This is a genomic window from Paraurantiacibacter namhicola, assembly GCF_001687545.1.
Lineage (GTDB): Bacteria > Pseudomonadota > Alphaproteobacteria > Sphingomonadales > Sphingomonadaceae > Paraurantiacibacter > Paraurantiacibacter namhicola.
This window is the reverse complement of record NZ_CP016545.1, coordinates 2,502,046-2,514,280: the sequence shown is the minus strand read 5'-3', so window position 1 is coordinate 2,514,280 and position 12,235 is coordinate 2,502,046. Positions and strand designations below refer to the sequence as shown.

The following is a 12,235-nucleotide window of genomic DNA, read 5'->3' as shown; positions in this document are numbered from 1 at the left end:
TCAGGTCACGCAGCGGCGGATGCCGGGCAGTAACGCGCCAGGAACTCGCCGTGCGCGGGCATGTTCTGCACCAGAAAGCGGATGGACTGCTCGATGCCATCGATCTCGGGCTTCAGTGCGTTGAGGTCCAGCGCGTCTGCGGTGGCGCTGTGGCCCTGCATCTTCAGCCCCTGGCCCAGCATCACCGCGGCCCAGCTGGTCTGCGTGAACAGCTCGTCATCCTCGCGGAAGACCTGACCCATGGATTGGAACAGGCTCATCTTCTCTTTCAGCGTGTCCGGCACATCCATCGTGCGCACGTAATTCCAGAAATCGGAATCGGTCCGGTCCGTGCGGTGGTAATGCAGGATCAGGAAATCGCGGATCCGGTCGTATTCCTTGCCCGTAAGCCGGTTGAAGGCGTCTTCCTGTGCCTGCGTGACGCCGCTGAGTGACAGCAGCGCCATCAGCTTGGTCACCCCGGTGTTGATCAGGTGGATGGAGGTGGACTCCAGCGGCTCCATGAAGCCACCGGCCAGCCCCAGGGCCACGACATTCTTGTTCCAGAACTTCTTGCGCCGCCCGGTGGTGAAGCGGAGGAAATTCGGGTCCGCCGTCGGTTTGCCCGCAAGGTTCGAAGTCAGGATCGCATGCGCTTCGTCATCGCCCATGTGGGTGCTGCAATAGACATGGCCATTGCCGTTGCGGTGCTGCAGCGGGACCTGCCATTGCCAGCCGGCGGAATGGGCCGTGGCGCGGGTGAAGGGGGCAGGCGGGCTGCCATCGTCGCGGTTGCAGGGCAGGGCCACGGCGCGGTCGCAAGGCAGCCAGTGGGACCAGTCCTCGTATCCCGTCTCCAGCGCCTGCTCGATCAGCAGGCCGCGGAAGCCTGAACAGTCGACGAAGAAATCGCCTTCCACGGTCTCGCCATTATCCATGGTGACGGAGGTGACGAAGCCGGTCTCGGCGTCGAGTGCGGTATCCTCGATGCGGCCTTCCAGCCGGACGGCACCGCGCTTCTCGGCATAGCGGCGCAGGAAGCGGGCGTAGGCGCCGGCATCGATGTGATAGGCAAAGTTGACCGGCGGCAGGTCTTCAAGCTGGTTCTCCGGCGTGGGCGCGAACTTGCCGAAGAACGCGGCCATGGTCTCGGCATTGAAGACCTGGATCGGGCGCTTGTCGCCCAGCGCCTGCATCCGGTGCCACAGGTGATGGAAGGGTACGCCGTCGATCTGGTAGCCGTAATCGCCGAAGGGGTGGATGTAGCTGTCACCCACCTGGCCCCAGTTCACGAACTGGATGCCCAGCTTGAACGTGCCGTTGATCATCGACAGCAGCTCGCGCTCGTCGATCTCCAGCTGGCGGTTGAAGTCGACGAAGGGCGGGATTGTGGCCTCTCCCACGCCGACCGTCCCGATCTGTTCGGATTCGATCAGCGTGACGCTGAGCGAACTGCCTTCGATCAGGCGCGAGAGGGCCGCAGCGGCCATCCAGCCGGCCGTGCCACCGCCGACGATTACGATCTTCTCGATTGCCATGGATTGCCCTGTCCGTTCCGATTGAACCGCGCCGCGGCGGAAGTGTTGCACTTTTCCTACGCTGCAAATGCGCAATTGTGAACGCTCATTTTTTGCCTTGTGAGCGTTCACAATGATGGGTAACGGACACTCAGAAGTGTGGGTGAACTGCGCCTGCAATTGGGAGGAAGTTTGATGAATTTCAGGAAAAAGAGCGATTCGCGTTCCGGCCGCGCAGGTGCGCTGGCCACGGTGTCGGGCCTGGCCCTTTCGCTGGCGCTCTCGCCCGCCGCGTTCGCGCAGGACGTCAGTGAAGACCAGGAATTCCCCGCCGGTACGCCGGAAAGCGTGGAAGACGACGACAACGTCATCATCGTCACCGGCTTCCGCGCCTCGCTCAACACGGCGCAGGATGTGAAGCGCGACGCGGACACCGTGGTCGACGTCATCAGCGCGGAAGACATCGGCGCTCTGCCCGACCGCTCCGTCGCAGAAGCCCTGCAGCGCGTTCCCGGCGTCAACATCTCCCGTTTCGAGCAGCGCGACGACCCCGACCGTTTCTCGGTCGAAGGCTCCGGCGTCATCATCCGCGGCCTCGCCTTCGTGCGTTCCGAGCTGAACGGCCGCGATATCTTCTCCGCAAACGGCGGCCGCTCGCTTTCCTTCAACGACGTGTCGCCCGAACTTCTCGGCCGCGTCGAGGTGTACAAGAACACCACGGCCGACATGATCGACGGCGGTATCTCCGGTACGGTCAACCTCGTCACCCGCAAGCCGCTCGATACGGACGGTTTCAAGATTGCCGGTACGTTTGAGTACAATGTCGGCGACCTCGCGGAAGAATGGTCGCCCGGCTTCTCCACGCTCCTGTCCTACAGCGGCGAAACCCCCGTGGGCCGTTTCGGCGTTCAGATCGGTTATGCGCAGCAGGAACTGGTCACGCGGACCGATGCCTCGCAGCTGACTGACCCGTGCTACCGCGACGCATCGCTGACCGCGGGCTGCCTGCGCGTCGTCAATGTCGGTTCGGGCGGTTATTCCGGCAACCCGAACTTCAACGCCAGCAACTTCCCGCCGGCCAATTCCGTCATCGTCCCGAAGGGCGGCGGTGTGCGCACCACGAACCTGGAGCGTGACCGTAAGGCATTCTCCGGCGTGCTGCAGTGGGAAAGCACTGACGGCGCGGCGCTCGTCACGATCGAATATCTGCAGGCCGAAGTCGATGGCAAGCTGAATGAGTTTGCTGCGCTTGCGCTGGTGAACGATGAAGTGTTCTTCGCCGTTCCGGCCGCTGGTTCGAACCTGACCTTCGATTCGAACGGTGTCTTCCAGACCGGTACGCTGACCAACAACATCGGCCCGGGCATCCCGATCGAATTCCTGCGCTTCCAGCGGGAAGACCAAGCCCGCACGGACGATATCTCCATCGATGTCGACCTGGCTGTGACGGACCGCCTGCGGTTCAACTTCGAAGCGCAGCACATTTCGTCCGACCGCCAGGAAAACGGTGTGATTGCCGTGACCAAGAGCTTCGGCGACGTGCGGATCGACAACACCGGCGATACGCCGCAGATCGAATTCCTGCCGTCCAGCAGCGTTGGCACGCCCAACTACTTCAACGATCCGGCGCGTACGCTTTACTGGTTCCTGATCGACAACCAGGTTCGCAATGAAGGCAGCCTCACCAGCCTACGTTTCGATGCCGAATACGATGTCAGCGATGAAGGTTTCTTCCGCAAGGCCCGTTTCGGTGCCCGCTGGGGTGACCGCAACCGCGTAACGCGCAGCCAGAACTTCGCGAACTGGGGTAACCTCAGTGCGGAATGGGGTCGGCGTAATGGCAACTGGAACTGCGGCGATCCGCAGGCCTTCGGTTGCGGCGGCGCGTACATCTTTGATTTCCCGGGCTCGGCGAACCTCTACAACCCGTTCGGCGACAACTTCCAGCGTGGTGCTGCCCCCGTTCCCTATGGCGACGGTTCGGCATACTTCTTTGGCGGCGACAACCTGATCGAGGAATACTTCAACGGCACCGTGGAAGGCCGCGCCAACGCGATCTCCACCTTCGCGCCGGCTGTCGATTCCAACATCTGGGGCCCGGTCTACAATCGTCAGGGCCTGGTCCCCGGCACATCTTACCTGCCCGGCGAAATCTCCGACGTGGATGAGAACACGACTGCGCTCTATGCCCGCATGGACTTCGGCCATTACTTCAACAACGGCTGGGAGCTTACGGGTAACATCGGCGTGCGCTATGTGCAGACCGATATCGATAGCGAAGGCGAAATCACCTTCCCGACGATCGATCCCAACGTGGATGCCAACAGTGACGGACAATATACGGCTGCAGAATTGCAGGCGTACTGCGTGCCCTTCGCGAACCAGCCGAATAACCCGGCTGTCCCGGGCTTCTGCTCGCTGCCGGCCAACAGGCTTCAGGAATATGCGGCGGTCTTTACCGGCGAAAACCTGAACGATGACGAGACGATCGAGTTCTCCAACTGGCTGCCCAGCTTCAACGCCAAACTGGATATCGGCAACGGCATCCTGTTCCGCGTGGCAGTTTCCAAGGGCATCTCGCGGCCGGACCTTTCGTCCTTCCGCACCGGCGGCTCCATCTCGGACAACACGGTCGACCTGGCGCAGGCCGGCGGCCTGGCCGACGGTCCGCTGTTCCAGATCTTCACCGGCAACCGCCTGCTCCGCCCGGTCGAAGCCTGGAATTACGACTTCTCGGCGGAATGGTATTTCGCTGACGTCGGCTCGCTGACCATGGCGTTGTTCCAGAAGGACTTCTCGAACCTGTTCGGTTTCGGTCCTTCGGTGCGGACATTCACCAGCCCCAGCGGTGCGACCACCGAAGTCGAGGTCAACGGCCCGATTAACTTCGGCGAGGCCAAGCTGCGCGGCGTTGAAGTCGCTTACCAGCATGCCTGGGACTTCCTCCCCGGCCCGCTGAGCGGCCTCGGCACGCAGCTGACCTACACCTATGTGGACTCGAAGGACTTCGCCAGTTCCGGCGACGTGTTTGGCGACCTGCCCCAGCCGGGCATCTCCAAGCACACGGTCAACGCCGTGCTGTTCTACGAAAAGTACGGCTTCTCTGCCCGTGCCGCGTATAACTGGCGCAGCGAGTTCCTGCAGACGCCGCGCGACGTGATCTTCCCGTTCTCGCCGATCTACGGTGAAGCCACGGGCCAGCTGGACGCGTCGATCTTCTATGACGTCACCGACAACATCAAGGTCGGCGTCCAGGGCGTGAACCTGCTCGACGAAGTGACGCAGACCAGCTCGGTCATCGATTTCGACGGCACGCGGGTGATCCGCTCCGCTTACCGGAACGATCGCCGCTTCAGCTTCCTCGTCCGCTTTGACTTCTGACGCGGCAGGATACTGCATAAAGAAAGGGCCTCCGCAGCGATGCGGGGGCCCTTTTGCTTTGCGGCGATGCAGAAGTGGTGAGGTTGCCGCCCTATTCGGCTGAGGTTGTCATTTCCCAATCGCGGCCCAGCCATTTCGCCAGCGCCTTCAGTTCGCCCTCGATCTGCGGGGTCGCCAGCATGGCAAGCGCCGGATCGAAGCGAAGGCGGACGATATCGGGTTCGCAGACCAGCTTGGTGCCAAGCAGCGACTGCCGCGTACCCGCGCCGACCTTGCGGCACAGGCGGATGGCAAGGCCCCATGCGGCGGCTTCCTTCAGGTCCTCCTGCGAGGCCAGTGCGTCCAGCTGCTCCGGCCACGAGGTCTCACCGCATGCTGCCAGCAGGGCAGCTGCCAGCTGCGCGCGGCCCGACGGGTCGAGCCCGATCCAGCGCTTGTCGATTGCCCAGTCATAAGCATGCCGGGCGCGCAGGTTCGGCTCCAGCCGCGCGGTCGCCAGCGCAAGCATGGCGGCCGCCAGGCGCAGGCGCTCGCCGCCCGGTATCTTGGCGAAATGTCCCACGGCGTCTGCCGTCCACGCAGCGATCAGCACTGCCTTGCTCGCCCCGACGCCGCGCCGCGCCGAGTACCGGTCGGCGCTCGAGACCAGCGGATCCTGCACCATGTCCGCGCGGCCCAGCCTCTCGTAAAGCAGCCCTTCGCGCAGGCCCCAACTGGAAAAGACCAGCTTGTTCGGTCCGATGGCCTTCAGCAGTCGCCGCAAAAGGATGGCTGCATCCGGCATCGCTTCCGCGCGCGTCGATGTGATCGCGGACAGGCTGGCAAGCTCGCCTGAATCCATGCGCGAGACTTTCTTGGCCAGCACCATCGCCTCTTTTGCCGGCAGGGCAACGCCGTGCGGATCGGTCAGCGGGAAGCGAAAGGTTTTTAGCGCGAAATGGGCCATCGCGCGCCATGTACCGCCGACCAGGTAAAGCGTGCGGTTCTCCTCGCCCGAATAGCCCGCCTCCGCCAGCATGGCGTCGACCGACGCCTTCAGCCCCGCTTCGCTTTCGCGCAGGCGTGCCAGGCGCAGGGTGCCCAGAGGCAGGCTGACTGCTTCGCCCACTTCGCCGTCATCGACACGCACCAGTTCCAGGCTGCCGCCGCCAAGGTCCGCCACCACGCCGGAGGCATGGGGGAAGGCAGACAGCACACCATGGGCGGAGGCGCGGCCTTCTTCCTCGCCAGTCAGCACACGCGGTGCCAGCCCCAGCTCGCGCACCCGGTCCAGGAAATCCTCTCCGTTCTCGGCTTCGCGCGGAGCCGCTGTTGCGACCGTGGTGACATCGGAGATACCCAAATCGTCCAGCAGGCGGACGTATCGGCGCAGCTCCGCAATCGCCATGTCCATCCGGTCTTCCGGCATGCAGCCGGTTTCGGACAGTTCGCTGCCCAGCCGCGCGCTCACCTTTTCGTTCAGCCATTGCTCCGGGCAGCGCTGCGATCCGGTGAACAGCACCATGCGGACGGTGTTGGATCCGATGTCGATGACGGCCCTGTCCGGACGGTCGTCGAAGCGGTCGGTCCGCGAACCGGATCGATTGGTCATACAGCCCCTTTGCGCAGTGAAAGCGTCGGCACGCGGCCTGCTTCCAGCGAACCCCCGCGGCCGGAAAGTGATGGGTTCGTCATGAAATATTGGTGGCAATTGAAAGGCTTGTCGCCCGCTGGCAGGCGGGAATAGGACCCGTCCGGATGCAGCGCCCAGCTCTGTTCGGTGTCCAGGAGGTTGGCCAGCAGAACCTGTTCCAGCATCTGGCGGTGGACCGTGCGGTTGCGGATCGGGACCAGCACTTCCACCCGGCGATTGAGGTTGCGGCTCATCCAGTCCGCGCTGGCGATAAAGACCTTTGCCTTTGCATTCGGCAGGCGCTCGCCATTGGCAAAGGCGAAGACTCGGCTGTGTTCCAGGAAACGGCCGATGATCGACTTGACCTGGATGTTCTCGGACATGCCGGGCACGCCCGGCCGCAGGGAGCAGATGCCGCGGCACACCACCTGCACTTCCACACCGGCATTGCTGGCCTCGTACAGCTTCTCGATCATGCCATCATCGGTCAGCTGGTTCATTTTCAGCCAGATGCCGGACGGCTTCCCTGCCTGCGCATTTGCGATTTCCGTGTCGATCAGGCTCACCAGTTCCTCGCGCAGGTTCAGAGGCGAGATGGCCAGGTGCTTCACCTTGCGCGGTTCGACGTAGCCGGTGATGAAGTTGAACAGGCGCGCGCCGTCGCGGCCCATCTTCGGGTCGGCGGTGAAGAAGCTGAGATCGGTGTAGATCTTGGTTGTGACCGGGTGATAATTGCCGGTGCCGAAGTGGCAATAGGTGCGGTATTCGCTCTCCTCGCGGCGGATCACCAGCGCAACCTTGGCGTGGGTCTTCCAGTCCACGAAGCCGTAGATCACCTGCACGCCGGCGCGTTCCAGCTTGCCGGCCCACATCAGGTTCTGCTCCTCGTCGAAGCGCGCCTTGATCTCGACCACCGCGGTGACGGACTTGCCGGCCTCGGCCGCGGCGATCAGGGCGCTGATGATGGCGGACTGGTTGCCCGCGCGGTACAGCGTCTGCTTGATGGCCACCACGTCCGGATCGGCAGCGGCCTGCCGGATGAAGTCCACCACCACCTCGAAACTTTCGTAGGGGTGGTGGATCACGATGTCCTTTTCGCGGATCGCGGCAAAGCAATCGCCGTCATGCTCCATGATGCGTTCGGGATAGCGCGGTGAATAAGCCTCGAACTTCATTTCGGGCCTGTCTTCCTCCACCACCTGCTCGAGGTCGGACATGCCGATCAGGCCGCCGGTCTTCACCACATTGGCTTCGTGGATTTCCAGCTGGTCGCGCAGCAGCGCCTCCGCCACCGGATCGCAATCGTCCTGGATTTCCAGCTGGATGACCTGCCCGCGGCGCCTCCGCTGGATCGCGCTGCGGAATGTCCGGACTAGGTCCTCGGCCTCTTCCTCGATCTCGATATCGCTGTCGCGCAGGATGCGGAACGCGCCATCGCCCTCCACCTTGAAGCCCGGAAACAGCCGGTCCGCGTGGCGGCACACCAGCGTTTCGATGGGGAGGTAGACCGCAGTCTCACCCGGCATGCGCACGAAGCGCGGCAGGGCAGGTGGGATCAGCACCATCTCGATCACCTGTCCGCCGTCGCGCTCGCGCGTCAGGTTGAATAGCACGCCCAGTCCTTCGTTCTGCACGAAGGGGAAGGGATGGGCCGGATCGATCGCCTGCGGCGTGAGGATCGGCATGATCTCCTCGACGAAATACTCCTTCGCCCAGGCGACGCCCTGCTTGTCCATATAGCTTTCGTCGGCAACATGGATGCCGGCCGCATCCAGCATTTCGTGCAGGCCGCGCCACACGGCCTGTTGGCGTTCGGAAAGCTCGTCCACCGCCTCGCGCACGGCGGCCAGCTGCTGGTTCGGCGTGCGTCCGTCGATGCTGGGCGTGTCGATCCGGCGCTGCACCATGCCGATCAGGCCAGCAACGCGGATCATCATGAACTCATCGAGATTGTTGGCGCTGATCGACAGGAAGCGCAGCCGCTCCAGAAGCGGGTAATGCTCGTTGCAGGCCTCTTCCAGCACCCTGTCGTTGAAGGCCAGCCAGCTCAGTTCGCGGTTGAAATACCGGTCCTGCGGGGCATCCACCGGCGTATCGTCATTCAGGGGTTCGGGCAGCGTGCTCATCGATTCGGGAGGTTAGGCGCGCGGTGCCGGTCGCACAATGCGCGCTAGCTGGCAGTCATATCGCCGCTGGCGGACAGCGTGACACTTTCGCTGGCGAGCCGGGCGACTTCGCTGTCCGAATGGCTGACCAGCAGGATGGGGATGTCCAGCTCGTCTCGCAGCCGCTCGATCAGCCCGGCGATCCTGTCCGCCCGCGCTGCGTCGAGCGATGACATCGGCTCGTCCAGCAGCAGGAAATCGGGGTTCGAGAGGATGGCCCGTGCCAGTGCGACACGCCGTGCCTCGCCGCCCGACAGATTGGCCGGATATCGATCCAGCAGGCCGCCAAGGCCGAGCATATCGGAAATATCGGCAAGGTTGGCGGCGTCTCCAGCTTCGGGCCGCGCGCCGAAAGCGAGGTTTGCGGCCACGCTCATGTGATCGAACAGCCGCAGGTCCTGGAATACCACGCCTGCGCGGCGCTGCTCGGGCGCAAGGCCGTCCAGCGCGCGCCCTCCGATGCGGATATGCCCCCCGAGCGGCTGGCGAAGTCCGGCGATGCAATGCAGCGCCGTCGTCTTGCCCACGCCTGAGGGGCCAGTCAGCGCCACCAGCCGGGCGTCGCTCTTCAGCACGAGGCGGCGCGAGCCTTCACCCACACAGAAGCTGAAATCGCAGTCAAAGCGCATGCGCGCGCTCCCCCGATGCGCGGCGCACGAGGTATTCCGATGCGACGATGGCAATGATTGAAAGCGCCACGCTGACCAGCGCGAGGCGCGTGACCATGGCTTCCCCGCCCGGCGATTGCAGCGCGGTATAGATTGCCAGGGGCAGGGTACGGGTCTGTCCCGGGATATTGGCGGCAAAGGTGATCGTTGCGCCGAATTCCCCCAATGCGCGGGCAAAACCCAGCATGATCCCCGCAAATATTCCCGGAAGGCTGAGCGGTAGGGTGATGCGGCGGAATGCCGCCCACGGGCTGGAGCCGAGCGTGCGCGCGGCATCGACCAGCCGCCGGTCCACCGCCTCTATCGACAGGCGCATGGCGCGGACCATCAGCGGCAGGGCCATGACGCCCGCGGCAAGCGCCGCGCCGGTCCAGCTGAACACCAGCGTCACGCCGAACCAGTCCTCCAGCACGCGCCCGACGGGACCATTGCGGCCGAACGCCACCAGCAGCAGCCAACCCGTGACGACGGGCGGGACGACCAGCGGCAGGTGCACCGCCGCATCCAGCAGCAGCTTGCCCCGAAACTGCCTACGCGCCAGCAGCCACGCGAGGGCATAGGCGATGGGCAGCGTCACCGCGACGGCGGCGATCGCCACCTTCAACGACAGGCCGATGATCGCCCATTCACCGCCGCTCAGCATCATGGCGCGGGCGCAAAACCGTGCTTGGCAAAGATGGCCTGCCCGTCGGCGGACGCAAGGAAGGCCAGGAAACCGCGCGCTGCGGCGTTGTCCGAACCCGCGATCATGGCCGCCGGATAGCGGATGGGGGGATGGGAGCCGGGCGGGAAAGCCATGACCTCGCGCACTTTGCCGCTGGCAAGCATGTCCGTTGTATAGACCACGCCCAGCGGGACCTCGCCGCGCTCCACCAGTGCCAGCACGCTGCGCACATTGTCCGTCACCACCATGCGGCCCTCCGCCACCTGCCACATGCCGGCAGCCTGCAGCGCCGCCTTGGCGTAGCGGCCGGCAGGGACGGTGTCGGGGTCCGCGATGGCGAGGAAGGGGCGCAGGTCCGATGGCGGCGCAAGCTGGCCCTCCTCGTCGGGAGCAGCCACCAGGACCAGGCCGTTGCCGGCAATCACGCTGACATCGCCCGCAGTAACGCGGCCTTCTTCGACCAGCCGGTCCATCCACAGCGTGTCCGCCAGCACCACGGCGTCTGCCGGGCTGCCTTCCAGCACCTGCCGCGCGATGGACGGCGTGCCGGAAAAGGAGAGGACGGGCCGGCGATTGCCCCCGGCGGCATAGGCATCTGCCGCTTCGTCCAGCACTTCCTGCAGACTCGCGGCGGCCAGGATCACGGGCGCGTCGCCGCGTGCATCATTGTCGCTGCATGCCGTCACCAGCAGGCAGGCCAGGAGCAGGAATGCGTAAAGCGCGCGCATGGCGCAGCCCTATCGACTGGCCGCTATGCGGTCCAGCGCGAGAAACGGCTCAGTTATCGAGGCCCGCTTCGCACAGATATTTGACGTGCAGATATTCCTCTATGCCGTGGTGCGATCCTTCGCGGCCAAGACCCGACATCTTTACCCCGCCAAACGGGGCGTGCGGGGTCGAGATCAGCCCGGTGTTCACGCCAACCATGCCATATTCCAGTTCCCGCCCGACGCGCGCGATCGTGGCAGGATTGCGGGAGCAAAAATAGGATGCAAGGCCGAATTCGGTGTCGTTTGCCAGGCGGATACCTTCGTCCACCGTATCGAATTTCATGACGGCGGCGACCGGACCGAAGGTTTCCTCGCACGAAATCTGCATGTCGGGGGATACGTCCGCCAGCAGGGTTGGGTGGACAATGCGCCCGTCGCCGGATCCACCGCCGGCCACTACGCGCGCGCCATTGTCGAGCGCATTCTGGCGATGCTCTTCCACCTTGTCCTTGCCGTCCTTGTCGATCAGCGGGCCGATGTCGGAGCTGTCTTCGAAGCCGTCACCGGCCTGCATGTCGCCCACGACCTTTCCGAAGGCCTCCACGAATTCGTCATGGATCCCGGCCTGCACCAGGAAGCGGTTGGCGGCGATGCAGGTTTGGCCACTGTTGCGGAACTTGGCGGTCTTCGCGGACTCGACCGCGGTTTCCAAATCGGCATCGTCGAATACGATGAAGGGGGCATTGCCGCCCAGCTCCAGGCTCGTCTTCTTCATCGTCGCAGCGCATTGCTCGTAGAGCTTGACGCCCACACCCGTGGAGCCGGTGAAGCTGAGCTTTCGAACCGCGAACGCCTCGGTCATCGCCCCGCCGATCGCCTTCGCGTCGCCAGTCACGATATTGAACACGCCGTCCGGCACACCGGCCTTCTGGCCCAGCTTTGCGAAGGCGAGCGCGGTGATCGGCGTTGCTGCGGCGGGCTTTGCCACCATGGTGCATCCGGCAGCCAGCGCCGGGCCCACCTTGCGGGTCAGCATGGCCAGCGGGAAATTCCACGGCGTGATGGCGGCGCATACGCCCACCGGTTCGCGCGTGGCCAGCAGGCGGCGTCCGGGCGTGTTGGCGGGGATGATCTCGCCCAGCATGCGGGTGGCTTCCTGCGCGAAGAATTTCAGGAAGCCTGCGCCATATTCCACCTCACTTGTGGCGTCGGACCAGGCCTTGCCGTTTTCCAGCACCATGATGCGCGCCAGGTCGTCGCGGTTTTCCATGATCAGGCGGTACCAGTCATGCAGGATTTCGCCGCGCTCGCTGGCGGTACGGTCTGCCCAGCCGGGAAAGGCATCGGAAGCCGCTTCGATCGCGCGCCCGGTCTCCTCCGCGCCGCAATTCGGGACTTCGGCAATCACCTCCAGCGTGAAGGGATCGTCCACCTCAAGCGCATCCCCGGATGCCGAAATCCACTCCCCGCCGATCAGGTTTCCGGTGACCCAGAGGTCCTGGTTGTCGAGCTTGCCGCGGGTCGTCATGGGGTCTCTCC

8 protein-coding genes are annotated in these 12,235 nt (G+C 64.3%); 1 reads left to right on the top strand and 7 read right to left on the bottom strand.

Annotation, left to right across the window (positions count from 1 at the left end; all coding sequences use genetic code 11):
• Positions 1-5 precede the first annotated feature (5 nt).
• Complete coding sequence (locus A6F65_RS12235; RefSeq protein WP_067789369.1) at positions 6-1,517, bottom strand: tryptophan halogenase family protein; 1,512 nt, start codon at positions 1,515-1,517, stop codon at positions 6-8.
• 174 nt (positions 1,518-1,691) lie between these two features.
• On the opposite strand from A6F65_RS12235, the gene A6F65_RS12230 reads away from it, so the two are divergent.
• Positions 1,692-4,877 (top strand): TonB-dependent receptor, encoded by a 3,186-nt coding sequence (locus A6F65_RS12230; protein ID WP_067789365.1) that lies wholly within the window; start codon positions 1,692-1,694, stop codon positions 4,875-4,877.
• A gap of 91 nt (positions 4,878-4,968) precedes the next feature.
• Here the strand turns inward: A6F65_RS12230 and A6F65_RS12225 are convergent, their stop codons facing one another.
• From A6F65_RS12225 to A6F65_RS12200, 6 genes are read right to left on the bottom strand one after another with little or no spacing between them, the layout of a single operon-like run.
• Positions 4,969-6,468, bottom strand: coding sequence for a Ppx/GppA family phosphatase (locus A6F65_RS12225; RefSeq protein ID WP_067789362.1), 1,500 nt, complete (start codon positions 6,466-6,468; stop codon positions 4,969-4,971).
• On the bottom strand, positions 6,465-8,615 hold the full coding sequence (locus A6F65_RS12220) for an RNA degradosome polyphosphate kinase (protein ID WP_067789358.1): 2,151 nt from the start codon (positions 8,613-8,615) through the stop codon (positions 6,465-6,467). The genes A6F65_RS12225 and A6F65_RS12220 overlap by 4 nt, the downstream gene beginning before the upstream one ends.
• A 44-nt stretch (positions 8,616-8,659) precedes the next feature.
• Positions 8,660-9,283 carry an ATP-binding cassette domain-containing protein gene (locus A6F65_RS12215; protein ID WP_067789354.1) on the bottom strand — a complete coding sequence of 208 codons (624 nt, stop codon included), beginning with the start codon at positions 9,281-9,283 and terminating at the stop codon, positions 8,660-8,662.
• A complete protein-coding gene (gene modB / locus A6F65_RS12210; RefSeq protein ID WP_067790649.1) occupies positions 9,273-9,965 on the bottom strand; it encodes a molybdate ABC transporter permease subunit in 693 nt (230 codons plus the stop codon). Before modB ends, A6F65_RS12215 begins: the two co-directional genes overlap by 11 nt.
• A complete protein-coding gene (modA, locus tag A6F65_RS12205) occupies positions 9,965-10,714 on the bottom strand; it encodes a molybdate ABC transporter substrate-binding protein (RefSeq protein WP_067789351.1) in 750 nt (249 codons plus the stop codon). Before modA ends, modB begins: the two co-directional genes overlap by 1 nt.
• A gap of 49 nt (positions 10,715-10,763) precedes the next feature.
• A complete protein-coding gene (locus A6F65_RS12200; protein ID WP_067789348.1) occupies positions 10,764-12,224 on the bottom strand; it encodes an NAD-dependent succinate-semialdehyde dehydrogenase in 1,461 nt (486 codons plus the stop codon).
• Between the last annotated feature and the right edge of the window lie 11 nt (positions 12,225-12,235).

Bases quoted from the DNA above. Each gene is read 5' to 3' on its own strand.
- A6F65_RS12235 (WP_067789369.1), bottom strand. From the start codon at position 1,517: ATGGCAATCGAGAAGATCGTAATCGTCGGCGGTGGCACGGCCGGCTGG.
- A6F65_RS12230 (WP_067789365.1), top strand. From the start codon at position 1,692: ATGAATTTCAGGAAAAAGAGCGATTCGCGTTCCGGCCGCGCAGGTGCG.
- A6F65_RS12225 (WP_067789362.1), bottom strand. From the start codon at position 6,468: ATGACCAATCGATCCGGTTCGCGGACCGACCGCTTCGACGACCGTCCG.
- A6F65_RS12220 (WP_067789358.1), bottom strand. From the start codon at position 8,615: ATGAGCACGCTGCCCGAACCCCTGAATGACGATACGCCGGTGGATGCC.
- A6F65_RS12215 (WP_067789354.1), bottom strand. From the start codon at position 9,283: ATGCGCTTTGACTGCGATTTCAGCTTCTGTGTGGGTGAAGGCTCGCGC.
- modB (WP_067790649.1), bottom strand. From the start codon at position 9,965: ATGCTGAGCGGCGGTGAATGGGCGATCATCGGCCTGTCGTTGAAGGTG.
- modA (WP_067789351.1), bottom strand. From the start codon at position 10,714: ATGCGCGCGCTTTACGCATTCCTGCTCCTGGCCTGCCTGCTGGTGACG.
- A6F65_RS12200 (WP_067789348.1), bottom strand. From the start codon at position 12,224: ATGACGACCCGCGGCAAGCTCGACAACCAGGACCTCTGGGTCACCGGA.